This window comes from Chitinophaga sp., assembly GCF_035538455.1.
Taxonomy (GTDB): domain Bacteria; phylum Bacteroidota; class Bacteroidia; order Chitinophagales; family Chitinophagaceae; genus Chitinophaga.
Genome location: NZ_DATLKJ010000218.1, coordinates 16,225 through 41,129, shown reverse-complemented (window position 1 = coordinate 41,129; position 24,905 = coordinate 16,225). Strand labels below are relative to the sequence as shown.

Below are 24,905 nucleotides of genomic sequence, written 5' to 3'. Positions count from 1 at the left end.
GTTTCACCGGTATATTCACCAGTCCGAAACCTATTGATCCTGACCATATAGAACGCATAATGTAACAGTTTTAGTAATGAATTAATCAACACAAATGATACCATAGTGGCCTTGTTCATATAAAACACCGCGGCATAAATTTTGGTTTTTAGGACAATAACCAAATACTGTTTTATGGAAAAACCTGGAGAAATGACGACCTTAACCCGCGTACTGGAGAAGTTACATGAACGGGACTATGATCATGAGCTGAAAATGAGTGATCATGGCCGGATGCAGTCTCCTGACAGGCAGAAGATTTACAATCCGGAAGATCTTACTATCATTAAAACATATCGCTTTGAGGGAGAATCAGATCCGTCCGACTCATCAATTTTATACATATTGGAGGATAAGGACGGAGACAAAAGCTATATCCTGGACGCTTATGGGGTATATAGCTCGCATGAAGAAGCTGGTTTTGACGAATTTATTCAGAAAATAAGGGTAGAAGACCGGGAAGACCAGTTATTATTTGCAAAACTATAAAAAACATAATGCTGCCTCTTTTGAAAGAAATTGTAACAACACTTTTTCATCTGCATGCAACCCTGCATCCGGTGGGGTTGCTGCTTTACGGGCAGCCTGTACTTTTTCCAACCATGGCGTCAGGCGGCCGCTTTCATACGTTTCCAGTACTCGGGGATGGATATAATATTTTCTGCATACCGCGCGTGTATTCCCCGGTTTGCACGCAACATTGTCTATAATTTCCACAATATTTCGGCGATACTCCGTCAGTGTGGCAAAGGGCTCCAGATCAGCCAGCAGGTTCAGCGCACTGACAACCTCCCCCATTTGGATGCAGTATCTGTCCAGTGAAGGCTGCCGCAGTTGTTTCCGGGCAGGACGCTGTGGTTTCTGAGGTTGTGACTTCTGCATAAAAATAAAAGGTCCCTGGAAATTAATACAGGAACCTTTTTGCAGTTTTCTATTTAACAACAACTATAACCGGATCTGCCATATGGCATTTATCTTATTCCCGCAAGGCAGCCTCGTTTACTGAGGATTCTGCCACTTCAGTAAGCGTGCTGTCTGCATGTTTTTCTTCCTGTAATGTCTGTTCCAGCAGCTTTGCCGCTTCATTGTGCCCCATCAGCGCCGCCAATGTACGCAGACTTCCATAAGCAGCTATTTCGTAATGCTCTATCTCCTGAGCAGAGATAATAATCCCCGCGTCCCTCACCATGCTGTCTTCTTCAGTATCTTCCAGTACAGTTTGTCCTTCTGCAATGAGGCCTTCCATCGCTTCGCATTTTTTGCGCTGTGCCTTCTTACCCATCATCTCGAAAATCTTTTCCAGTCTTGATACATGGCCTTGGGTTTCTTCCAGATGCGTAGCAATAGCTTCTGCCAACTCACTGGATGTAGCGGCCTTCTGCATTTTGGGTAATGTTTTTATGAGGTTCTTCTCTGCCCAATAAATGTCTTTCAGTTCATCCATAAACAAATTATGGAACCTGGTTTCATTTGCATTACCGCCACTGGTTTTAGACTGTTTTCCGGTGAATTTCGAAGTAGGCATGGTATTAAATTTTTTAGATCAGTAAATATTATTAATCAGGTGATTTTCTGTTAAAAGCCTGCTCAGACTGAGGGTCAGCAGGTTTTCTTGGTACTTCCCTGTCCGGAACTTCCTCTGGCACCTTTTCCGGAGTTGGTTCTATCTCTGGTTTATCCGGAGAGGGTTGCACTGGCGGAGGATCTGTTTTTCCAGGTTGTTGCTTATCGGGAGTAGGCTCCTTGCCAGGGTTATTTTTATTGGAATCGCTCATAATCTTTTTGTTTTTTATATAGATAAAGAACTACCAAAAAAAATCAAAGTTCATTCCAATGCCGGGTTCCAGGCATCCACTCACACTAAAAAAGCACCAAAATGCTCACCCATAAAGGATTTAAGCCGCATCAGGCCAACGCCCGCTGTACTCGTTTAACAGTGTTCTGTTGCGTTCGCAAGCGCCGTAGAAATTAATGGCACTATGTAGAAAATGTTGCTCAGGTAATTATCGTGTACATACAGATATCATATAATTTTTAGTTTGAATCTGCCTTATAAATAGTAACTTGAAACACTTTCCCTGAAAATATATTTTCGTTAAATAAATGCATCTCTCAGTTCACAAAAAAATACGTGTCGGTTTCTTCATTGCATTAACTGTAATCATAGCCGCATCCGTATTCTCTTATCTCGTTGCCAAAAATCTCCTTGACAATGCAGGTCGGCTTACTCATGCAATAGAGGTCTCCAAACGCCTTGATGTAATCACTAAACAGCTCCAGGAAGCCGAAGCAGCGCTGAGAGGTTATAACCTCACCAAAGACAGCGCCTTCCTGGCCCCCAGCATGGAACAACGTTGCAGACAGATAGAAGCAGAATATAACCTGCTCCGCCAAGTAACTGCTGAAAATCCCCGACAGCAATGGCACCTGGATACCCTGCACCAGCTGCTCACGGTCAAATATCAACAACTGATTGCGGGCAGTCATAATCACAACAGTACTGACGAAAAACAACAAACCTCTGTAAAGGAAGGCGAAAGGTCTATGGACCGCCTCGCCCGGAAAGTGCTGGATATGCAGCATATTGAGGATACACAGATACACAAAAAATCTGCGCAGTTTCATTTCTTCTCTGTACTATGGGTGCCGGTGATATTTATTTCTTCACTGGTAGCTATCCTGATCGGTATTTATTCCTATGTGATACTCACACGGGAATTCAAGCTACAGATGCATATTGAGAGCAAGATGAAATCTTACCAACGCGATCTGCAACAGAATATTTCACTGCTGAATAAAAGCAACCAGGAGCTGGAACAGTTTGCCTACGTTGCATCACATGATCTTCAGGAACCACTGCGGAAAATATCCACCTTCAGCGACCGCCTGCAGATGAAGTACCGCGACCAGCTTCCTTCCGACGCCACACAGCTGATAGATCGTATGGTATCCGCAGTATCCCGCATGCGCGTACTGATCAACGATCTGCTGATATTTTCACGTGCAGGGCGCATCATGCCGGAAAACATCACCAGCGTGGATATGAACGTCCTGTTACAGGAAGTACTCAGCGACCTGGAAGTAACGCTGGACGAGAAAAATGCTGTCGTAAAATATGATACACTTCCCGTCATTGAAGGAAGTGCTACGTCCTTTCATCAGCTGTTTCAGAACCTGCTCGCCAACGCCATTAAATTCTCCAACCCTGATCGTCTGCTGGAGATCAATATACATCATGAGATCCTCCCAGGGAAAGAATTGGGCTTTGTAAAGGAAAACCGCTGGGATACACCGTTCTGTCGCATTAGTATTGAAGATAACGGAATCGGTTTTGATCAGACCTTTGCGGAACGGATCTTCCTCATATTCCAGCGGCTTCATGGCATCAGCGAATATACAGGCACAGGCATCGGGCTAGCCATCTGCAAAAAGATTGTTGACAGCCACAACGGTTATATCATGGCCTATGGTTATCCTGGTAAAGGCTCCACTTTTGTGATCATATTGCCACTCATGCAGGGCAACAGCATCGATATTCACGGCTGAAGAGAAAACTAGCATTTTTATTGCTGTGGAAAATTGTGCTGATTGACCAACTTCCCAATTTTTTTCAGATGAGTGAACGTCCGATTCAAGTATTAATGATAGATGATGACGAAGATGATTTTTTTCTGGTAACAGAACTATTGCGTGACATATCCCCTGGTCAGTACGAACTGGAGTGGGCGCCAACCTTTCAGAAAGCCATTGAGGCGATTGACCGCAGAACACATGACGTCTTCCTGGTCGACTATCGGCTAGGCCCCAATACAGGCCTTGATATCCTGCATCACTTTCAACAGATGCACTATCAGATGCCTGTCATTATGCTGACCGGGAAGGGCGACTACGCTATTGACCGGGAAGCAATGCTGGCTGGTGCTTACGATTACCTCGTGAAGGGGGAGATCACTGCCGATTTGCTCGAAAGGTCCATCCGTTATGCATTGGATGAATACAGCCACCTCCGGACCATCGAAGAAAGTGAAAGAAAGTATTTCGGCATCTTTGAAAAAGCTCACGACCTGATCATTCTTGCGGATGGCAACAAAAACATTGTGGATGCCAACCCTGCAGCATTAAGGACCATGCAGTATTCCAAGGAAGAGATATTGCAGCTTCATCTCAGCGAGCTGTTTATGTCTGCAGAACAAGGTTTTGAATTCCTCAACTGTATAGGTAGCAATAATTCTTCTGCAAAAGAGTATGAATTTAAAACAAAGGAAAATAAAAAACTGGTAGTCCTGATCAATACTGCTATCCTTGATGAAACGGCACAGATTTTTCTATGCGTTATCCAGGATATTACAGAAAAAAAGAGAGAAGAACAGGAAAAGCAACACCAGGAGAAATTTGTCATCACCGGGCGTATCGCCAGGGTAATTGCCCATGAAGTGAGAAACCCGCTGACCAACATACTGCTGGCAGTAAGCCAGTTTAAAGAGGAAGAAGAAGAAACGGCTCCGGAAAGCGAGACTGCGCTATATACAGACATCATTGAACGGAATTGTACCCGCATCAACCAGCTGATCACAGAGCTGCTGCACAGTACCCGCATGATTGAGCTGCATCCTTCGCAGTATGGCATCAATCATCTTATTGAAAGCGCCCTGGAACTTGCCCAGGACCGCTTGCAACTTCATGAGATGACACTGCACAAAGAGCTTGCAACTCCGGATCCACTGATAAATGCAGACAAAGAAAAAATTGTGATTGCCCTACTGAACATTATTATCAATGCCATAGAGGCTATGGTACCCGGTAGAGGTATCCTGACAGTAGCGAGCGTACAAAATCATGATAAGGTGCAGGTCAGGATCGTGGACAATGGCATAGGTATTCCACAGGATAAACTACCCCGCCTCTTTGATCCTTTCTATACAAGTAAATCAAAAGGCACCGGGTTAGGACTTACCAGCACCCAGAACATATTGCTGAATCATAAGGGAACCATTCACGTAGACAGTGAACAGGGGAAAGGTACAGTATTCACTATTACCTTTCCCCTTGGCGCTATTTGACCTTTTATGTGGTATCTGGCTATTTGATTTCCGGATAGCCAGATAAAAACAAACTCAGTAATTTATGTTGAGCAGACGAAGCTTGTTGTAGAGTGTTTTGCGGTCGATATTAAGCAATTGCGCAGCCTTTGTTTTATTATATTTTACTTCTTTGAGTACATTGATAATCTTATTGTATTCTGCCTGCAAGGCAACGGTTTTGAGATCATTGTCGTTGGTGATGATAGCCATATCTGCACCCCCAGGCATTTCTTCAGTAATCTGCTGAAATGATTCTTTCATTTCCAATGGCAGTGCAGACATAGTAATCTCCTGCATTTCAGGCGTAAGCAGACAAGCGCGCCTAATCACGTTTTTCAGCTCCCTGATATTTCCTGGCCAGTTATACTGTTGGAAACACTCCCATACTTCCGGTGAGATTTTGCCACAGCTTTTCTCCAGCTCTCCTTCCACCTGTCTGATGAATGCTTCCACAAACAGTGGCAGGTCTTCTGTGCGTTCACGCAGCGGCGGGATGTAGATAGTGAATTCATTGAAGCGGTGGAAAAGATCTTCCCTGAATTTACCGCGTTGTACGGATTCAGACAGCTTTTCATTAGAAGCCACGATGATACGCACGTCCACTGGAATTTCCTTCAGGCTACCTACACGGCGGATCAGCTTCTCCTGTAATACGCGGAGCAGGGCCACTTGTATATCATACGACAGATTAGAAATCTCATCCAGGAAGAGCGTGCCGCCCTGGGCCTGTTCAAAGGCGCCTATCTTGGTATTGATGGCGCCGGTGAAAGCTCCTTTCTCATGTCCGAACAGTTCACTGGCGGCCAGTTCTTTGGAAAGGCTGCCGCAGTCCAGCGCTACAAAGGGCTGTGTATTACGTTTGCTATGGTGGTGAATGAGATGCGCTACCGATTCCTTACCCGTACCGGTTTCACCAAAGATGATCACACTGTAATCTGTAGGCGCCACCAGTTTAATCTGCCGGATAAGTTCTTTTGAATTTTCACCCTCACCATACACATACTTATCGTTCTTATCATTCAAATTGCGTGAGAGTAATGTTTCACGGGCTTCAGGTACGCTGGCCGTTTCTATTGGCCGAACAGCCATGCGTTCCATCTCAGACTCTTTGTGTGCAAATGCTTTGTGCACCAGGTTCAGGATTTCGTCCGGGTACAATGGCTTCGAAAGATAATCGTAAGCTCCGTTCTTTACCATTTCAACTGCCACCCTTACATCTGTATAACCGGTTATGATAATTACTATCGTATAAGGGTTGATCTGGCGGATATCCTGCAGCAACTGTGCACCGTCAGTATCTTTAAGCCTGTAGTCACACAACACCAGATCAAACTTCTTCTCTTTCATCAGTTTCAACGCACCACTTCCGGTCATGGTCGTTTCCACGTCAAAGCCATGCTTGCCCAGAAATTTACTCAGGAGCGTACAGATATTTATTTCATCATCAACGATCAGGATATTTTTCATATTTCTCTAATATTCGTGGCGTTCCGTTACACAATTTAAAGTTACTAATAATAATGCGTCTGCTCAACTTTTTATGTTCCCGATGAGGGCATCAACATGCTTTACACTAAAGGGTTTAGCAAGGAAATACATAGCCCCTGCGTTGAGTGCTTTTTGCTTTTCCAGCCCATTGTCATATGCACTTATCGTTATCACGCGCAGGCCAGGGCAGCTTTGTTTTATTGCTGGCAGAGCATCCAGACCAGAACCATCAGGCAGGTGAATATCCAGGAACAGCAAATCAGGCTGTTGTTTCTGAAGATATTGCAGGCCTTCATTCAGTGCATGAACGTATTTCACATTGTATCCATGCCTAACAAGACTACGCTGCAATAACCTGCATATGTCTGGTTCGTCGTCAATGATCAGTATACAGGGATCTTTCATCGTCTTACTATTAACTTCAGTTGGAGCTGACCCTTTCGGGTTCCAGGCTGCCTTTTTTCGTTGTAGCATAAATGTATTTGTGCTTATTCCATTGTTCCATCAAAAGCCTGGCGATCAGGTAACACACTGTAGATTCGGCTCCCTGGTTCTGGTTGACGTTATTCTGCTCCAGACCATCATAGCATCCAAAGGTAAGTGGGTTATAGATCAGTTGTTTCAGGTGATTATTACCCAGGTACCAACTGAAAGCAACACGCATTTTTTCAAGATACAATAGATTTTTGGTGGTATTATAAAATGTGTGGAATGCCAACATTGTATAAGCTACTTCTATAGATTGCTCACCTCCTGTTTCTGGTTGCAAATCCGGATCTCCCTTATGGAACCATGTTTTATTACTGATAAGTTTCATATATCCATCGGTAAATGTTCTGCTGCACAGAAATTCCAGGCTATGTTCTGCAGCCTTTCGGTAGGCTTCCTCACGGGTCAATTCATAGGCCAGCATCATTGCGTCAGGCAGTACAGCATTACCGTAGGTGAGGTAGGATTCATACCATTCCCATTTCTCGTCAGCTTCCACCTGGTATAACGCATACAATTTTTCCGCCAGGCTGCGAAGCAGCTGTTCTGCCTCTGTATTTTTCCGGTATTGCAGGAAATAATATAAACCCTTGATCGCAAAGGCAATGCCGCGTGGAGACGATAGCTCCATCACCCAGCGCATACATGGCCTGAACATAGCAAATGCTTCCTGCACAATATCAAACGGGAGATTGCGGTGAGAATACATCACGTATCCCAATGCCCACAACGCACGTCCGTTGGCATCTTCCAGGTTAACCTCTTCATTCATTTCCGTAAAGCTTCCTTCTATATTTACATAGTTTAAGAATCTTCCGGAAGGGCGATGACAGTATGATATAAAGTTGATGTATTTGCGCAGAAGCGCATTTACAAAGCTGTTAGGCCTGATTTCATTACAATACATACACATGACTATTAATGCCCGGGCATTGTCGTCAAGTGTGTAGCCGGAAGCCGGATCGGGGATATCATGCTTCGAAAACTGAAGCATCCCGAATTCATCTGTCATCCGGTCTATATGATCGAGGTAAGGAGGTGGTAAGTTAGGCATCAGTACTTTTTCTTCAGAGAGCACTTCGCTGAACATAGACATATGGGCAAGCGCTACATTGTCCCAGATAGAACTACGTGTTTTCTCAATGGCACAGAGGCTCATGGCCGTCCTTCTTTCTGGGTCGCCGAGCAGGTCAATGGCAGTTACAGCCAGCTGTGCTGCATCGTTGAAATCAATGAGACATCCGCAGTTGCTGGCTTCCAGCATTTCCCTGGCCTGTACAAATGCGGTGGAGATAATAGCGCAACCCGCGCTCATGGCATATACAAAGGTTCCACTCACTGCCTGGTGCGGATCTCTCGACGTAAAAAGATAAATATCTGTAACAGATAAATAATCCAGCAGTGTATCGAGCGTAAGATATGAATTTACAAATCTTACATTGTCTTCCAGGCTGGATTCTTTCACCAGTGATTCCAGTGATTCACGGTATTTCTCTCCTTCACGTGCAAATATCACAGGATGTGTTTTTCCGAGTACCAGATAAATAACATCAGGATAATGTTTCACGATTTCCTTCATTGCCCTGATCCCCGTTTCCAGTCCTTTGTTTTCACTGATCAGCCCAAAGGTGCTGAGTACTATTTTACCCTCAAGGTCAAGTTGTCTTTTCAACGCTGTTTTATCTTCCACAATATGCGCATGTGTGCCATGAGGTATATGCACAATTTTTTCTGCCGGCACATGATACACTTCCTGCAACAGATTGGCTGAGGCATGTGTCATTACTGTTACTTTGGCCGCCAGTGTACTGATAAGGCTTACTACCTTCCTGCATTTTTCATCAGGAAATGGAAGTACAGTGTGAAAACGCACTATAAAAGGCTTATCCAGCAGTGACAGCATAGCCAGGAGATTATGGCCGTATTCTCCGCCATAGAGGCCAAATTCGTGCTCAAAACAAAGCAGATCTATTTCAAGACTTTCATTCACCCGGTGAGCAAAAGCAATGCAGCTATCTATATCGAATGGATCAACGGTGTAAGTTATAGGGTGTTGCTTCTGTTGTGGAGGTTTTCCAGCTTCCTGTAATGCGCAGACTTTAATTTTCAACCTACCTTCAAAACTTTTAAGTAGTGCATTTACCAAATCCTGCGCAAAAGTAGCTATACCACACTCTCTTGGGGGGTAAGATGCAACAAAAAGCAACGTCTTAGTCATGGGTCACGGTTTTAGTACACAAATCATTTCCAGGCAATTTCAACCAGGCCGGGACATGGGATAATTTCAAATATCAATCCAACACAGTGCATACAGGCGCCCGGCTCAGAGGTCGATAAAAACCGGGGATTAATTTCTACAGTTTTCTGGCCGGGCTCCCCAGGATTCAAATTGAAACTTATCCAGATCCGATTCCCCCTGTTTTCGGCAACATCATATCCGGATCATCTCCGCATCAAGTCCACCTATACTCCGCTAATCCAATACTGATGCTGGTTCTATCATGGTCATTTCTTACCCGGAACCCCCTTTTTTCATGCAATATCCCAACTGGATTGCAAAAAGTAAGGATCTGGCGGCATGTCACTATTTTTTTCCAGAAAATACCCTTGTTAAGATTTGATTAACAAAAAAAATAAATAATAATTATTACAGTCGAGAAAGAAGGGCTTCGTCAAAATGATTCGATATTATTCACCATTCTATATACACGTTACTTTTCGCAGCGCAATTATCACACAATAAATATACATTAATAAACAATTTTGCTTATTGTTCAATCTTGCTTATTTTAGCGAGAACAAACCATATCTAAGTCTCAAGTAAACCACAAAAAGCCATTAACCAGTTAGTGTCCACATTTCTCAACTCAAAAACGACAGGTGTTTATGCGTAACATTGCTTGTACTCTGAATGTCGATGGCATTCCAACCAAAATCAATCTCAGAAAAGTAAATAAGGAGAGAAGGTTCCAGGCGGTTATTGACAGAACGATAACAGAATATATTATTTCTGATGTAACCAATGAAGTAGAATACTATGAGGGCCCGGTATTAAATGATTATCTGTCTGAGAAGATCACGTCCCTCATCAAACAATATTTTCCCAATGTGAAGGCAATTGTGAAAACGGGAGAAGATAATTACGATGATTACGAAGATTGCTGATAAATACTACTTTCCATAGTCTTTTATAAAACAGTATCATGCTCCTGCATACCGGGGAATACTCCCCGGTATGTTCCGCAAAGCGTTAGATGAAGCCTTTCTCCAGCGCCATAAATGCTTCTGCAGGATGCACATGCTGCCACAAGATATTGTACACTGCCTGGCCAACCGGCATATAGGCTCCTATGGCCTTGTTCATCTCGTACATACACTTGCTGGCATAGTACCCCTCTGCAATCATATTCAGCTCCAGTTGAGCCGCTACTACACTGTACCCCTTCCCGATCATATTGCCGAAAGTACGGTTACGGCTGTGCAGCGAATAACAGGTTACCAACAAATCGCCGAGGTATGCACTGGCACTATAATTATGTACTATTGCCGGCATTCCCTGCACATTGGCCTTATATGCCTCATATTGTTCCAGGAAAGCCTGCATTTCACGAAAACAATTCGTGATAAACACACTGAGAAAGTTATCTCCATACTCCTGTCCGTGTGCAATACCGGCGCCCAACGCATAGATATTTTTCAGCACTGCCGCCAGCTGCACTCCTATCACATCTGTATTTACAATAGTTTGCAGGTAATTACCTGTAAATCTGTCGGCTATACGTTGTGCTACGTCCTGCTCCACACCTGAAAAAGTAAGGTACGACAACTTTTCATTCGCCACTTCCTCCGCATGACACGGACCTGTAATAGTAAAGTATTGAGTTAACGGTAATCCAAAACGTGTTGCGAGGTATTCATTAATAAGTGTGTTGCTACCCGGCACCAGCCCCTTGATAGCAGAAATGATCTTCTTCTGTTGTAATGCTGTTGCAGGCAATTGCTCCAGCACATCTTCGAGGAAGGCCGAAGGCACAGCCAGGACCAGTTCATCGCAAGCCTCTACTACTGATGAAAGGTTGTTGCTAAGCGACAATAAACTGGTATCAAAATAGACAGAAGTAAGATAATGCTTGTTGTGATGACGCTGCTGCATATGCCGGATGGTATCTTCATTCCTGATCCACCAGTGGATATGCTGACCGTTGTCAGTTAATATTTTAGCCAGTGCAGTGGCCCAGCTGCCACTCCCGATAATACCGATACTGTTTTCCTTGCTCACAATGCAAAATTTAACGCAAGGTAGCAAAAATAGCTATTAGCAGTAAGGTGTCAGCCATCAGTTGATATAACTGATGGCTGACACCTTACTGCTAATGATTTATTTTATTTGGATTGTCCTTCGAAGAGCTGTGCTTTAGGCACGACTTTCACCTTCTTACCATTGGCCAGTGTACGTGATACAGCGCTGTATGGTGCACTGATCACCTGGTCGCCTTCATTGAGGCCGGAGAGGATCTGGATATTGGTATCGTCCTGAAGACCGGTTGTTACTGACACCATCTTCACGGAATTATCTTTCTGCAACACGAACACCACTTCATTGAGGTCGGGTTTCGTGTTGGCTGAAGAGCCGGGCGTAGTGTTATCCTCTTCCTGTGCGGGTTTCTTTTCGTTGCTGGTGGTATCCCTGGTAGTTACTGAATTGATAGGAATAGACAGAACATTATTTACATGTCTTGTCTGAATATCCACACTGGCACTCATACCGGGGCGGAAAGGAAATGCCTTGTATGATTGTGAAGTGATCAGGTCTTTATAGCTATCGGGCAGAATACGGATATGCACAATATAGCTGGTCACCTGCTCCGCAGAGCTGCCGGAAGTACCACTGGCGGTGGCAGCAGCAGCACCTTTACTGGAACTGGCTATCTGTGTTACTATCCCTTTGAAGCGACGGTTATTGTAAGCATCTACTTCTATCAGGGCAGTATCTCCGTATTTTACTTTAGGAATATCGTTTTCACCAACGTCCACCTGAACTTCCATCCGGCTCAGATCAGCAATGCGAAGCATTTCAGTACCGGTCATCTGTGCAGTACCTACCACGCGTTCACCTTTCTTAACAGAAAGCAAGGATACGATGCCGTTCATGGGAGCCATGATGGTAGTACGGCCGAGATTCTTATTAGCTTCATTCAGGTTGGCCTGGGCGCTCTGTACGCCATATTTTCCGCTGTTGATCTGTTGCACAGCAGCGTTGTAATCCGCTTGCGAGGAAAGATAGGCAGCTTCTGAAGTTTCAAACTCAACCCTGGATATTACTTTCTGGCTGAGCAGCTCTTTGTTACGAAGGTAGGCTGCTTTGTTCTGTTCAAGTTTAGCCTTGAATGCATTGAGGCCGGCGGCGCTATTGGCCAGCTGTGCTTGCGACTGACTTACAGAAGCCATGGCTTTATCCACCATAGAGCCGTAAATATCTCCGTATATGCGTGCCAATACCTGGCCTTTCTTTACGGAGTCGCCCTCGAGTACGTTGAGTTCAGTAATCTCACCGGATACATCGGAGCTTACTTTTACTTCAATTTCAGGGTAAATTTTTCCGCTGGCGGTTACTACCTCTGTGATGTTTTTTCTTGCGGCTTTATCTACAGCAACATTCAGCCCTTCTTCTTTACCAATAACCCCCGATGCTTTTAATACGAGGAATAAAATAACGAGTGAACCAAGAATGCCTATGAGCCAATAAAGTTTCTTCTTCTTCATAAAGCAGTTGTATTTCCTGGAGCTGCTACAAAGATATTTTTTGATCCCTGTAGAATTCCAGCAATTTCATTTTAAAGATATAATCGTATTGAGCAGATACTTTTTCTGTTTGTGCCTTGAACAATTTTGATTGGGTCGTGATATAATCAATGGTGTTCATGAGGCCGAGGTTAAACCGTTTGGTGGCGAAGTCATAGGCTTTTTGTGCAGCATCCACGCCTTTGGAGGAAGCGATGAATTTCTGCAACGCAGCTACGGCATTGGTATGAGCGGTATAGATATCTTGCCTGAGTTTCTGATTGTTCAGGTCTCTTTGAAGTTCCTGGCTGTAAATGTTGATCTTAGCTTTCGACACAGTGGTCCGTTGCTGCCAGCCGCTTAAAATAGGGATCTTCAGCGTAAGTCCGATATTCTTATTGAAAGTATTATCGAGCTGCTTGCCGAAAGGTACCAACTTGGGAGGAGCGGTAGGGTTTAATGGATCTCTTTCAAAGAAGTTATTGGCATAGCCCGCTGAAAGTCCACCTCCGATACTCAACGTAGGATAAAGTTGCCCCTGGGCTGACTGATACGCTTTAGTAGCGCTTTTAATCTTCAGGGCATCAGATTTCGTCTGAGGATAAGAAGTGAGCGCCGCACTATAAACCATTTCAGGTGACATCTCTGCCAACGGGGTAAGAGCCAGCTGCCCTACGTTCTCAGGAACCTCCGGCAGGAAAGGAATATCAAAACCGAGGTTAAGATACGCTTTCATCTGAAGGATAGACAACGTTACGTTGTTTTGAGCAGTTACCAGGCTCGTACTGTCTTGTGCGAGCTGGGCTTCCAGGTCAGCCTGGTTGCTTTCAGGCACAGAGCCCGCAATCACCAGCTTCTTTGTGTTCTCAAGGTTGGACCGGGTGGTACTCACCTGGTTCTCGTTGATCTTTACTGTTTCATTATTCAACAGAATCTGCAGAAAGGCTGTTGCAACATTAAAGGCGAGGTCGTTACGCGCTTTCTGTAACAGGAAACTGTTTGCCTCTGCGTCATATCTGTTGGCCGCTATCGTATTTCTTTTGGAAAAGAAGTTGAACAAATCTGCCCCTACATTTAAATTACCGTTTGAGTTAAAAATAGATTGGTTAACATAGGTATTGTCCGTGATACTGGGAGCACGACCGTCAGAGTACCCTGCGAATACACTCGCATTCGCTCCTGGCACCTGAGAAAGAAGGCTTTGCCGATACGTAAGATCAGCAAGGCGTTTCTGCACTTCCTGTTGTTTTACTGTCAGATTATTTTGCAAGGCATAATCCACACAACGTTTCAAACTCCACGTATCCTGCGCTACAGCCGGTGTTATGTTAGCAAACATGAATAAGAACAGGATCACTCCTGTAATTTGGGATTTTCTCATAACATGCCAAAAATATAATAATTGTGATGATACTTTTTCACCCTTCGTGATAAAAGGCAAAATTTTAGTAGGTATGGCACCATACCTTACCAATCGAGTGTACAACATACTCTTTTTTTTACAGATTTGATTAAAAGAGAACCGTTTTATTATTCCATGATTCTCCCGTCATGAATCCGGATGATACGATTGCCATAAGTAGCATTAACATCAGAGTGTGTAACCTGAATAATGGTGATATTATCCTGCTGATTCAGCTGTTTAAACAGCTCCATGATCACCTTGGCCTGGTCTGAATGCAGGTTACCGGTTGGCTCGTCAGCCAGTATTACACGGGGCTCAGCAACGATAGCCCTCGCAATACCTACCAATTGCTGCTGCCCGCCAGAAAGCTGATTGGGGAAGAGATCTTTCTTGGCTACTATATTGAACCTATCCAGTACATCGGCAACCCGGCTTTTTCTTTCTGAAGAAGAAACATTTTTATACAACAATGGGGTTTCAATATTTTCATAAACGGTCAGTTCATCTATTAAATGGTATGCCTGAAACACAAAACCGATAGCACCACGGTGAAGCTGCGTACGTTTTTTCTCATTCATTTTATCCACACGCTCGCCCTGGAAATAGTACTCCCCGCCGGAAGGCTCCTCCAGCAAGCCCATAATATGCAGCAGTGTGGATTTTCCGGAACCTGATGGCCCCATCACAGAAACAAATTCCCCTTCTTTTATAGTAAGGTCTACATCTTTCAGTATATCATTCTTACCAAATCCCACAGGGTAATGTTTGGATATTTTCTGCAACTCAATCATGTTTATTATTTTTTTCTTAACTTTTTACTTTATGTCTTCATGAACCGGTAAGCAATATAATTGCAAATGGCCGGAAAATTATTCTGACTTTAATGCATTAACAGGATTGTCCAATGCCGCCCTTACTGTTTTGAAGCTCATCGTTACCAACGCCAGTAGTGTCATGCTCATACCACCTACGGCAAACACCCACCAGCTGAGAGAGGTACGATATACATATGATTGGAGCCAGTTATGCATGGCCCACCAGGCTAACGGTATCACCAGTACGAAAGCAATACCTACGAGCTTCATAAAGTCTTTTGTAAGCAGTGTAATCATCTGCCAGACAGTAGCTCCCAGTATCTTACGGATACCTATTTCTCTGGTACGCTGGTTAGTAGTATAAATTACCAACCCCAGCAGCCCCAGCGCGCTGATAAAAAATGCAATACCAGCGCACCAGTTTAGCAGCACTGCCGTGTCTCGCTCACTTTCGTAAAGTGCTTCGATGGACTTATCAAGAAAATTATAACTGAATGGTTCTTTCGTGTACACCTCATTCCAGGCTTTTTCCATCCCTGTAATTGCCTCTTTCCAGACAGCAGCATTTTTACCAGGCCCCCCAAGCTGGATATGCAGGGTTTGGTATTTATTTACAGGGCCATTACCAATGGCGAGCGCAGGTATACTTTTACTCATACTGGTGGAGTTAAAATTCTTCACCACCCCCACAACAGGGTTACTCTCAATCACCTTTCCTATTATATCCCGTGGATTGCTGAATCCAAAGGCTTTTACGGCATTTTCATTCATCAGCCACTCTCCTGTGCTGTCTTTGGGCGTTTGCAGATTTCTACCCGCTATAACCCTGAGCTGATACACCTTTGTATAATTACTATCACCATAACGCATTTCCAGGTTCCTGGAAAACTCCTTTTTACCATCCTTATAATTAAATATAGATGTCATAAATCCGCTTATTATGGGCGATTGATTCCCCATACTCACAAGTTCCACCCCCGGGATATTGGCTATTTTTTCCTTCAGTGTCCTACGTTTATCCTCATTTGTATCCCGAAATGGCGTCTTAACCGTAATAATCGCATCCTTCCTGAAACCCAGATCCGTGTTCAGTGAGAAATGTACCTGTTTACTCACCACCAGTGTAGCAATAATAAAAAACTGGGCCACCATAAACTGCGAAACAGTCAGCGTTTTGCGTACCCATAACCGCCCTCCGGTGGAATTGGTCTGCGTTTTCAGTACCGTTACCGGTTGAAACCTGGTTAGTACAGCCGCCGGATAAATACCTGATATAAGTGTTATCACAATAACCATCAGTAAAAGGAATACTGGTACCTGCCAGTGATATAATTGTATGTGAGAAAACCCTTCAGGTAGAAAAGACCTAAAAAAGAAAATAAGCAATGGCGCCATTATAAGTGAAAGTACCGCAGCGAGCAGTGTCAGCAGGAATGTTTCGCTTAAAAACTGCACCATCAACTGCCCTGCTGTACTACCCATTGTTTTCCGGATACCGGTTTCCTTTGCCCTGCGCGCAGTCTGAGCAGTGGTAAGGTTAACAAAGTTGATACAGGCCAGCAGTAGTAATGCCAATGCGACCCAGCCAAGCGCGCGAAGCTTCGAAGTTTCTGCAAGCCGTGCATAAGAGCCATAGCGGGTATCAAAATGCATCATACTCAAAGGCTGCAAAACCTGGTCTGTATAGAAATTCTTATCCTTGGTTTTTCCCTGATACCTGATAGCGTCAAGCGCTGCATTAATTCTATCTATATCTACCTCGTGCCTCATCTTCAATAGCAGTTGTACAGAAGAAGAAACATTATCCCAGTTGTCTACATTATAATATTTCTTGTAATTGTTTGTATAGATGGTGGATGAGGAAACGATTTCCTTAAAGCCGAAATCAGTCTGCTGCGGTATATCTGCAACTATACCGGTAACGGTTAAACGAATTGTGTCATCATAAAGGATTTCCCGACCCATTATCTTTTCCGGTGACAGCCCCGGAAAGTATTTTTCGGCGCGGCTACTGGTAAGCACGATGGCATCTGGCTGTTGTAGCGCAGACTCCGGCGAACCGGACAGCCACCTGTAACCGATAAGATCTGTATAAGATCTGTCCGCATAAACAATATCTCCTTCCCTGGTTCTGAAGTCTTTCCCATTTACCGTAATCCTGCCGGTAATATCGTCCACAAAAAATAGTATTACATCCTCTACTGCTGGAATCTGCTTCACGGCCGCAGCAAGCGGTACACATACTCCACTGTTGTAAACGCTGTCCCCACTGAAATAGATGTGTGATACCACCCTGTAGGTTCGTCTTTGGGCAGCCTGAAATTTATCAAAGCTGTTCTCATAAAACACCAGCAGAAATACAACCAGTGCAGCACTGATTCCCAATGCCAACCCCAGGATATTGATAAGGGAGAAAGCACTGTTACGTGAGATATTTCTGACAGCAACAAGAAAATGATTTTTCAGCATACCTATCACAGTTTATTCGGACCTAAGACTGGTAACAGGATTCATCATTGCAGCCTTTATCGACTGTATGCTTACGGTAAGCATTGCTATGAGCAAGGCTACCGCGCCGCCTGCCACAAACATCCACCATTGAAGACTGGTATGATAAGCAAAGCCGCCAAGCCATCCGTGCATAATATACCATGCCACCGGAGTTGCAATCAGTAAGGCAATCAGCACCAGGCGAATATAATCGCCTGAAAGCAGTGTTACCACACTAGTTACAGATGCGCCCATCACCTTACGGATACCGATCTCCTTCGTGCGTTGCTGTACTGTAAAAGCAGCAAGTCCCAACAAACCCAGGCAGGACACCAGGATGATCACTGTGGCAAAAGCGCTCAACACAGCTGCTATTCTGTACTCCTGCTTATATAAACTGTTAAACTCATCATCCATGAAATGATATTCATAAGGGATATCGGGAAGATAGTTTTGCCAGATAGCGCCGATATGCTCTATTGCCTTTTTCTCATTACCTGGGGCCAGCCGGATTATAACCTCGCCAAACCAGTCATATTCCGGAAATACAATGATGGGGGCAATTTTATTCTTCATGGAAGCGAAATGGAAATCCCGGATCACCCCTTTCACCGTGCCGTTTCGTCCATTCATAGAAAGACGCTTACCCAGAGCATCTTCCGGCGACCATCCCAATTGCCGTATAGCCGTTTCATTCAGAAAGAAGTGATATACACGCGCCTTGTCGTCTTGTTTCAGTATATCCTGTATATCGGCATTGGTGAGGTCTTCTCCGCTGATCAGGCTCATATCCATTGTTTTCAGGTAATCCTTCTCTACCGGAATAGCAGTTACATCCATACCGTATTCAGCAGGTTTTCCTTCAATATTTCCAATACCATATCCTCCGCCCACAGCTACAGGTGAATCATAAGAGGCACTTACCCCCAATACGTCCTTATCTTCCACTACCCTGCTTTTAAATGATGCCAGCGTTTCCGCATTGAACCGCCGCCCTTCCAGTACCAGCAGCTGTGACCTGTTAAGTCCCAGTTTTTTGTGCTGGATGTAATGCAGCTGGCGTTCAACAACGATAGTGCAGATAATAAAGAATACAGAAGCTGCAAACTGAAATACCACCAATGTTTTCCTTAAACCGCCGCCTTTTGCGCCCGATGTTTTGCCTTTCAATACCTGTACCGGCCGGAACCCGGAAAGTACCAGGGCTGGATATATACCAGCCATCAGTGTAGTAACTACAAAGATGCCTGCCAATATAGCGATAATGCGAAGTCCTCCTGCTACGGCCATTCCCAGTCCCGTTCCTGCAACTTTATTAAAGACAGGCAATAATAGATATGCACTCAGTGCTCCTGTTATCATTGCAATGAAGGTAATCAACGCTGATTCGGCAATAAACTGCCTGAACAACTGTATGCGCTGAGCTCCCAGTACCTTACGAACACCTATTTCACGGCTTCTTTCTGCAGAACGCGCCGTTGCCAGGTTCATGAAATTAATACTGGCTATTACCAGCAACAGCATAGCTACTACCATAAAGAGGTAGTTGTATTGTCTATTTCCACCCACTTCCGGAGAGTTGCCCGCCTGGGAATACAAGTGAATACCAGCGACAGGTTCAGGTACCAAATCAAATGTAGCGCCGCTCCTGCGCATCTCGTTACCAAATCGCGCTACCAGCATCTGGCGGAGACTACTGCGCAAGGCAGCTGTATCCTGTACCCTGTCGAGCTGTACATATGTATAATAGTTGGGGGCATTCCATGTATCTGCAATACCCAGTGATGCGTAGCTGGCTACAAAGTCGAATTTCAGATGAGAGTTAGAAGGTACATTGGCCATTACACCGGTTACCAGAAAGTCTTTATCCTTTCCGATACGCATGGTTTTACCGACTGGGTCAACATCTCCAAAATACTTCCTGGCCATGTCTGCTGAGACTACCATTGTGCCGGCACCTTTGAGCACCGTTGCTGCATTGCCCTGCAGCAACCGGAAAGAGAACATATTGAAAAACGCTTCATCTGCGTATATAAACCGCTTTTCATTAGCTGCCTTATCACCATACCTGACGGTAATCGGAGAATAATACACCCTGGACATCTGTTTCACTTCCGGGAAAGTCTTCAACTGAGGTCCCAGCGCACTGGGATTCATGGCAGTTTGTGTAAGCGGCTGGTCTTTTTCGCCATAATCCAGGCGTATACGATACAGCTTATCTACATGCTGATTAAACCGGTCATAGGTCCATTCATTTTGCAGGTATAGGGCCAGGAGAATGAAACAGGCAATGCCAGTGCTCAGGCCGAAGATGTTGATAGCTGTATACAATTTGCGTTTCAGCAGGTTTCTTACAGCTATTTTCAGATAATTCTTCCACATACTCGATACTTTATCGTTTAGTCGCAGTTCAGACTTTCTACTGGATTGGAAAGAGCCGCTTTTACAGATTGCAGGCTGATAGTGATAAATGCAATTGCTGTTGCCAACAGGCCGGTGAGCGCAAACACCCACCAGTGGATACTTACACGGAATTCAAACCCGTCCAGCCATTGCTGCATTAAATACCAGGACAATGGCGTGGCTATCAATACAGCCACCAGCACCAGCTTCAGGAAATCGCCAGACAGCAGCACCACAATACTGCTTACGGAAGCACCCAGTACTTTTCTTATACCTATCTCCTTTTTCCGTTGCGTAATCACCAATACCGCAATGGCAAATAGTCCCATGCAGGATATAAATATTGCCAGCAGTGCCCCACTCATAAATACCTTTGAAAATCGCTGGTCCTGGCGGTACTGACGGCGTGCATTTTCATCCAGGAACGAAGGATCATTTTTGGCCAGCGGGTTTATTTCTTTCCAGGCAGTTGCTATTTTTTGCATGACACCTACGAGGTTGGGAGTGTTTACTTTTACAAAGATGTAATTAAGTGCCTGAGGCTCTTTCATTGTCATGATGAGCGGATCAATATTTCTGTGTAAAGACTCATAATGATAGTCCTTTACAACACCTATTACACGCATTTTGCCGTCGCCAAGGTTGATCACTGTACCTACCGGGTCTTTCTCCTGCAGCTGTTTTGCCATCGTTTCATTGATGACTACCGCCGAGCTATCTGCTCCATAGTTCTTTGAAAAGTCGCGACCAGCCAGCACTTGTAGACCCAGTGTACGGGTAAAGTCATAGTCTACCACAATACACTGTGAGTTGATCTGGCGGCCTTTATAAGTGAAACCCCGATTCCAGTTGCCGGAGTTATCATCATTACCAATGCCCAGGTTTTGTAAGCCCGCCGTAACACTTTCTACATCCGGCACGGCGCTCAGCCTGTTCCGTAAAGCAGTGAGAGCCTGCAAGGGGGCATTATCGAATGGTATACTGATTACACTGGTTGTGTTATACCCTAACGGTGTAGATCGTACGAAATTCATTTGCTGCCAGATAATGGCGGTGCTGCTGATCAGGGCTACTGCTGCAACAAACTGTATCAGAATAAGGCTGCTGCGCAGTGTGCTCTTACTGCTAAGACTTACTCTTCCTTTCAACACCTGCACAATATTGAAACCAGATACCCGCCAGGCAGGATAACCGCCAGCGAGCAGGGTGACCGCAAAAAACGCTACCAGCGCCACTATCAGCAATTTCGCATCCGCAAATAGTCTCAGGCCGATCTGCTGACCAAAGGATGCATTATAGTATGGCAACAGTAGCACTGTAAATATGATACCCAGCACCAGCGCAATTGCGCAGAGCAGGAAGGCTTCACTCCAGAATTGTATCATCAGCTGCCGGTTCATAGCACCCAGCGCCTTTCTGAGCCCTACTTCACTGCCACGGATAAACGATTTTGCCACAGAAAGATTGATGAAGTTAATGCAGGCAATACCGATCACCATAATGGCAAGGATCAGCATAAGCCAGGGATAGAAACGATTGGACCCATTGCCGAAAGTGCTTCCGGGTGTGAGATGAAAGTCTTTCAATGGAATAGTCTTCATCATCAGCCATTCTCCGTTTTCATCTGGCGTATTACCGCTCGTTTTGATGCTTTCTATCTGTGGTGCGTAGTACTTATGTAAAACCGGCATAATGGACTTTTCCCAGGCCGCAGCTGTCATACGCGGTTCCAGCTGCATGAACAGCGGATAATGGGAAGCGTCCCAGTTCCCCTTAGATTCTGCATAGTCAGGCGCATTCTCAAAGCGGGTGAGCGCTTCAAAATAGATACCGGAATTATCCGGAATATCAGCCGCTACCCCCGATACAATGAACGGGTGCCAACTGTTGTTAATATTTATTTCTATGGTTTTGCCGACAGCCTCCTGATCCTTAAACAGGGCCGCCGCTGTCTTCTGTGTCAATATCACCTGATTAGGCTGTTGTAGTGCATTCTCCGGATTTCCTTTCAGCAGCGGAAAGCTGAACATTTTCAGAAAATCCTGGTCTGTCATCTGTACACTAAAATATACCAGCTTCTCTCCATATCTCACCGGCATATCTCCCCCTGCCACCCTGGTCACATATTTCACACCTTGTCCCTCCTTCCGCAATACATCAGCGAATGGCTCTGCTACGCTGGTAAACATCCGCGATCCACGTCGCTGGTCTCTGTCTTTACGGTAAACCTGGTATATATCTTTGCCATGCTCATGGAAGTTATCGAACGACCATTCACGGTAAGCCGTCAGCGATAGCATCAACGCCGCGCTGATAGCTACGCTCATTCCCAGCACATTGACAGCAGTGAATATTTTCTGCTTTAATAATGAACGCCATGCGATTTTGAGATAATTCCTGATCATAATTCAATTGATTTTTTTTAAGGAAACAGGGCGCGTAGATACACACTCCGGTTTGCTGTTCACTTGTTATTCTACTCGTAACTTTTAATCATTTCGTAAGCTGATCGCCGGGTTGATGCCGGCAGCCTTCCAGGTCTGCGACATAATAGCCAACAATGCCACACCCAACAATGCCAGGAAACTGCCCAACAGTGTAAATACGCCGATGCTCACCCGGTAGGTAAAGATCTGCAGGAACATGCTGCTGCCCAGAAAACCCAGTGGCAATGCAATACAGCCCGCTATTATGATCAGCTTCAGATAATTTTTCGACAGCATGAACACCAGGTTGGCCACAGTGGCCCCCATTACTTTACGGATACCAATTTCCTTTCTCCGTGTAAATGTGGTATAGGATACAATTCCCAGCAACCCCATAACGGCAATCATGGTAATCATAAATACCAGGAAGCCCAGCACAGATACCGTATCTTCACCACTGTTGCGGCTGTATAGTTCCTCGTCCATCCACCCGGATGAAAATATTTCTCCCGGATGCATTTCCTCCCATGCCTTTCTCACAACAGCCACCAGTTCTTCTTTATGCGTACCTGACGTTACCAGCTGAAGTTGCCGGAACTCGTCAGGAACAAAGCGTATCGCCATCGGGCGGATAGATACTTCTATAGGCTGATAATTAAAATCTCTAATTACCCCTGTAATGCTTACCGGTGTTGAATCTGACAACCAGACAGTTCTTCCGATTGCGTCAGCAGGTGTTTTGATCCCCATTGCCCCAACAGCTTTTTCATTGAGGATAATGTACTTCTCCTTCCCTCCCGTAACAGATGCCGGGAATCCTTCACCTGCCACGAGCTGCAGCTGCATGGCTTTCAGGAAATCAGCATCGGCTGCATAATACCCCAGTTCCAGCGCTTCTTTACCATTCTCTGCTTTCATATGGCAGAAGCCCGTCTCCCTGGGCATTCCCAATGTACCAGAACTGGCGGTGATTGTCTCCACTCCTTTCACTTGCGCCAGCCGGTCTTTCATCAGCTGGTAATCAGCTCCGGCCAGTGGCACGTTCAAAATACCGTCTCTGTGAAACCCCATATCCATATTCGCTTTGAGTTGAAACTGCCGGTATACGGTAACAAAGAATATCACGGTAATCAGTGACAGACTGAATTGAATAACAATGAGTGTTTTTCTCAACCCCAGGCCACCAAACAACTTAATATCTACCATATTCCTCAGCACTTTTGCCGGCTGAAAAGACGAGATAGCCCATGCCGGGATGATACCCGCTATAATGCCAGTGGCTATACTAAATAACAGGAAACCTCCTATCATAGGCCCATCCAGTGGCATGTCATTATTTACCGGTATCCCAAGTACAGGATAACTCCGGAGCAATACCAGTAGCCCCAATGCCATTACCAACGACAACAGGCAGATCACTACGGATTCTACTATAAACTGCGCAAACACCTGCCAGCGCAGTGCTCCGTTTACTTTGCGGACGCCCACTTCTCTCGCCCGTTGTAACGATCTCACAATAGAAAGGTTAGTGTAGTTAAAGCAGGCACTCAACAGAATAGTGAGGGCTACTGCCAGTACTGTTATCACTTTACCCCAGGGCGCGCCATCACCAATGTCGTTATACAATTCCTGCGAAGGTGTGATCTTATTCAATGCCTGCGGTGCAAATTCGATCTTTGTCCTGTTCTCAACAGGCCCTGTGTCATAACGATGGACCTCTGCCATAAGTGCCTGCTCCAGGCCATCCTTCGTCACGCCGGGCTGTAATACCACGTAAGTATAGGCATCCTGAAAGATGTCCCAGTTGTGTAGCCTCTCCGGCAGTGTCTTGCTTTGCTCAAGCGATGGTACAGAAGACAAGGAAGCAAAAGCTTCATAGTCGATATGAGATGCCCCGGGAGCAGGTTCCAGGACACCGGTCACAGTATAATCTCCACGTGAGGGTATGTGAAGCACCTTGCCCATAGGATCGTTGTGACCAAAGAATTTCAGCGCCGCATCGCTGCTAAGAACAATACTGTTAGGTGAAGATAGCGCCGTGCGCGGATCACCGGCTTTCAGTCGGAATCCGAACACGGCAAAGAATGAAGGTTCTGTATAGGCAGCATAGATGTTCATCTTCTTTCTGCCTATCATCACCTCACCAGATAAAGCGGCATAAATACTTACCTCCTCGCGCACCATGGAATAGTTGCTGCGAAGCACCTCTCCCAGGGCCAGTGGAGCGCTTGCCATGTGATATTTACGGCCATCCGGTGTCTGTACTTTGGAAGTAATACGCCAGGTATGCGCTATATCCGGATGAAACAGATCATAGCTCAGGTTCTTTCTGGCAGACATCAGCGCTATCAGGCAAACCATAATGCTCACGGCCAGTCCCGCAATATTGATGAATGCAAACAGCCTTTGACGACGGAGATTCCTGAATGCGATATGTATATAACGAAAAAGCATATACGAAATATATTACTCAGGTATTGATGTGGTT

Annotated in this window: 18 protein-coding genes; 4 read left to right on the top strand and 14 right to left on the bottom strand. The window is 45.0% G+C overall.

Going from position 1 to position 24,905, the window contains the following annotated elements; genetic code table 11:
* Positions 1-174 precede the first annotated feature (174 nt).
* Positions 175-528, top strand: coding sequence for a hypothetical protein (locus VM802_RS26035; RefSeq protein ID WP_325536230.1), 354 nt, complete (start codon positions 175-177; stop codon positions 526-528).
* On the opposite strand, the gene VM802_RS26030 is transcribed toward VM802_RS26035, so the two are convergent.
* From VM802_RS26030 to VM802_RS26020, 3 genes are all read right to left on the bottom strand, one after another.
* Positions 523-921, bottom strand: coding sequence for a hypothetical protein (locus tag VM802_RS26030; protein WP_325536228.1), 399 nt, complete (start codon positions 919-921; stop codon positions 523-525). The two genes, VM802_RS26035 and VM802_RS26030, sit on opposite strands and share 6 nt — an antisense overlap.
* Positions 922-1,015: 94 nt before the next feature.
* Positions 1,016-1,564, bottom strand: a complete 549-nt coding sequence (locus VM802_RS26025; RefSeq protein ID WP_325536226.1) for a YciE/YciF ferroxidase family protein — start codon at positions 1,562-1,564, stop codon at positions 1,016-1,018.
* 31 nt (positions 1,565-1,595) lie between these two features.
* On the bottom strand, positions 1,596-1,814 hold the full coding sequence (locus VM802_RS26020; protein ID WP_325536224.1) for a hypothetical protein: 219 nt from the start codon (positions 1,812-1,814) through the stop codon (positions 1,596-1,598).
* 328 nt (positions 1,815-2,142) lie between these two features.
* Between VM802_RS26020 and VM802_RS26015 the strand changes: the two genes are divergently transcribed.
* Positions 2,143-3,585, top strand: a complete 1,443-nt coding sequence (locus VM802_RS26015; RefSeq protein ID WP_325536222.1) for a sensor histidine kinase — start codon at positions 2,143-2,145, stop codon at positions 3,583-3,585.
* 68 nt (positions 3,586-3,653) lie between these two features.
* Complete coding sequence (locus tag VM802_RS26010; protein ID WP_325536220.1) at positions 3,654-5,099, top strand: hybrid sensor histidine kinase/response regulator; 1,446 nt, start codon at positions 3,654-3,656, stop codon at positions 5,097-5,099.
* Positions 5,100-5,153: 54 nt separating this feature from the next.
* Here VM802_RS26010 and VM802_RS26005 read toward each other — a convergent pair whose 3' ends face one another.
* From VM802_RS26005 to VM802_RS25995, 3 genes are all read right to left on the bottom strand, one after another.
* A complete protein-coding gene (locus VM802_RS26005; RefSeq protein ID WP_325536218.1) occupies positions 5,154-6,587 on the bottom strand; it encodes a sigma-54-dependent transcriptional regulator in 1,434 nt (477 codons plus the stop codon).
* A 63-nt stretch (positions 6,588-6,650) separates the two neighbouring features.
* Positions 6,651-7,013 (bottom strand): response regulator, encoded by a 363-nt coding sequence (locus VM802_RS26000; RefSeq protein WP_325536216.1) that lies wholly within the window; start codon positions 7,011-7,013, stop codon positions 6,651-6,653.
* 16 nt (positions 7,014-7,029) lie between these two features.
* A complete protein-coding gene (locus VM802_RS25995; protein ID WP_325536214.1) occupies positions 7,030-9,315 on the bottom strand; it encodes a glycosyltransferase in 2,286 nt (761 codons plus the stop codon).
* Positions 9,316-9,983: 668 nt separating this feature from the next.
* Between VM802_RS25995 and VM802_RS25990 the strand changes: the two genes are divergently transcribed.
* Positions 9,984-10,262 carry a hypothetical protein gene (locus tag VM802_RS25990; protein ID WP_325536212.1) on the top strand — a complete coding sequence of 93 codons (279 nt, stop codon included), beginning with the start codon at positions 9,984-9,986 and terminating at the stop codon, positions 10,260-10,262.
* An 85-nt stretch (positions 10,263-10,347) separates the two neighbouring features.
* Here the strand turns inward: VM802_RS25990 and VM802_RS25985 are convergent, their stop codons facing one another.
* The 8 genes from VM802_RS25985 to VM802_RS25950 form a co-directional block, all read right to left on the bottom strand.
* Positions 10,348-11,376, bottom strand: a complete 1,029-nt coding sequence (locus tag VM802_RS25985; RefSeq protein ID WP_325536210.1) for an NAD(P)H-dependent glycerol-3-phosphate dehydrogenase — start codon at positions 11,374-11,376, stop codon at positions 10,348-10,350.
* 104 nt (positions 11,377-11,480) lie between these two features.
* Entirely contained in the window at positions 11,481-12,860 is a 1,380-nt protein-coding gene (locus tag VM802_RS25980) for an efflux RND transporter periplasmic adaptor subunit (RefSeq protein WP_325536208.1), read from the bottom strand.
* A 25-nt stretch (positions 12,861-12,885) separates the two neighbouring features.
* The gene (locus VM802_RS25975) at positions 12,886-14,259 is read right to left on the bottom strand and encodes a TolC family protein (protein ID WP_325536206.1); all 1,374 of its coding nucleotides are present in this window, start codon (positions 14,257-14,259) and stop codon (positions 12,886-12,888) included.
* Positions 14,260-14,408: 149 nt separating this feature from the next.
* Positions 14,409-15,074 (bottom strand): ABC transporter ATP-binding protein, encoded by a 666-nt coding sequence (locus tag VM802_RS25970; protein WP_325536204.1) that lies wholly within the window; start codon positions 15,072-15,074, stop codon positions 14,409-14,411.
* Between the two features lie 78 nt (positions 15,075-15,152).
* Positions 15,153-17,567, bottom strand: coding sequence for an ABC transporter permease (locus VM802_RS25965; RefSeq protein ID WP_325536202.1), 2,415 nt, complete (start codon positions 17,565-17,567; stop codon positions 15,153-15,155).
* 12 nt (positions 17,568-17,579) lie between these two features.
* Positions 17,580-19,970, bottom strand: coding sequence for an ABC transporter permease (locus VM802_RS25960; protein ID WP_325536200.1), 2,391 nt, complete (start codon positions 19,968-19,970; stop codon positions 17,580-17,582).
* 17 nt (positions 19,971-19,987) lie between these two features.
* Positions 19,988-22,396: an ABC transporter permease gene (locus VM802_RS25955; RefSeq protein ID WP_325536198.1), complete on the bottom strand. Its 2,409-nt coding sequence runs from the start codon at positions 22,394-22,396 to the stop codon at positions 19,988-19,990.
* Positions 22,397-22,480: 84 nt separating this feature from the next.
* Complete coding sequence (locus VM802_RS25950; RefSeq protein ID WP_325536196.1) at positions 22,481-24,871, bottom strand: ABC transporter permease; 2,391 nt, start codon at positions 24,869-24,871, stop codon at positions 22,481-22,483.
* Positions 24,872-24,905: the final 34 nt, after the last annotated feature.

Coding starts and splice junctions, on each gene's coding strand:
- VM802_RS26010 (WP_325536220.1), top strand. CDS start 3,654: ATGAGTGAACGTCCGATTCAAGTATTAATGATAGATGATGACGAAGAT.
- VM802_RS25970 (WP_325536204.1), bottom strand. CDS start 15,074: ATGATTGAGTTGCAGAAAATATCCAAACATTACCCTGTGGGATTTGGT.
- VM802_RS25975 (WP_325536206.1), bottom strand. CDS start 14,259: ATGAGAAAATCCCAAATTACAGGAGTGATCCTGTTCTTATTCATGTTT.
- VM802_RS25950 (WP_325536196.1), bottom strand. CDS start 24,871: ATGCTTTTTCGTTATATACATATCGCATTCAGGAATCTCCGTCGTCAA.
- VM802_RS25960 (WP_325536200.1), bottom strand. CDS start 19,970: ATGTGGAAGAATTATCTGAAAATAGCTGTAAGAAACCTGCTGAAACGC.
- VM802_RS25965 (WP_325536202.1), bottom strand. CDS start 17,567: ATGCTGAAAAATCATTTTCTTGTTGCTGTCAGAAATATCTCACGTAAC.
- VM802_RS26030 (WP_325536228.1), bottom strand. CDS start 921: ATGCAGAAGTCACAACCTCAGAAACCACAGCGTCCTGCCCGGAAACAA.
- VM802_RS25980 (WP_325536208.1), bottom strand. CDS start 12,860: ATGAAGAAGAAGAAACTTTATTGGCTCATAGGCATTCTTGGTTCACTC.
- VM802_RS25955 (WP_325536198.1), bottom strand. CDS start 22,396: ATGATCAGGAATTATCTCAAAATCGCATGGCGTTCATTATTAAAGCAG.
- VM802_RS26020 (WP_325536224.1), bottom strand. CDS start 1,814: ATGAGCGATTCCAATAAAAATAACCCTGGCAAGGAGCCTACTCCCGAT.
- VM802_RS26035 (WP_325536230.1), top strand. CDS start 175: ATGGAAAAACCTGGAGAAATGACGACCTTAACCCGCGTACTGGAGAAG.
- VM802_RS25995 (WP_325536214.1), bottom strand. CDS start 9,315: ATGACTAAGACGTTGCTTTTTGTTGCATCTTACCCCCCAAGAGAGTGT.
- VM802_RS26000 (WP_325536216.1), bottom strand. CDS start 7,013: ATGAAAGATCCCTGTATACTGATCATTGACGACGAACCAGACATATGC.
- VM802_RS26005 (WP_325536218.1), bottom strand. CDS start 6,587: ATGAAAAATATCCTGATCGTTGATGATGAAATAAATATCTGTACGCTC.
- VM802_RS26025 (WP_325536226.1), bottom strand. CDS start 1,564: ATGCCTACTTCGAAATTCACCGGAAAACAGTCTAAAACCAGTGGCGGT.
- VM802_RS26015 (WP_325536222.1), top strand. CDS start 2,143: ATGCATCTCTCAGTTCACAAAAAAATACGTGTCGGTTTCTTCATTGCA.
- VM802_RS25990 (WP_325536212.1), top strand. CDS start 9,984: ATGCGTAACATTGCTTGTACTCTGAATGTCGATGGCATTCCAACCAAA.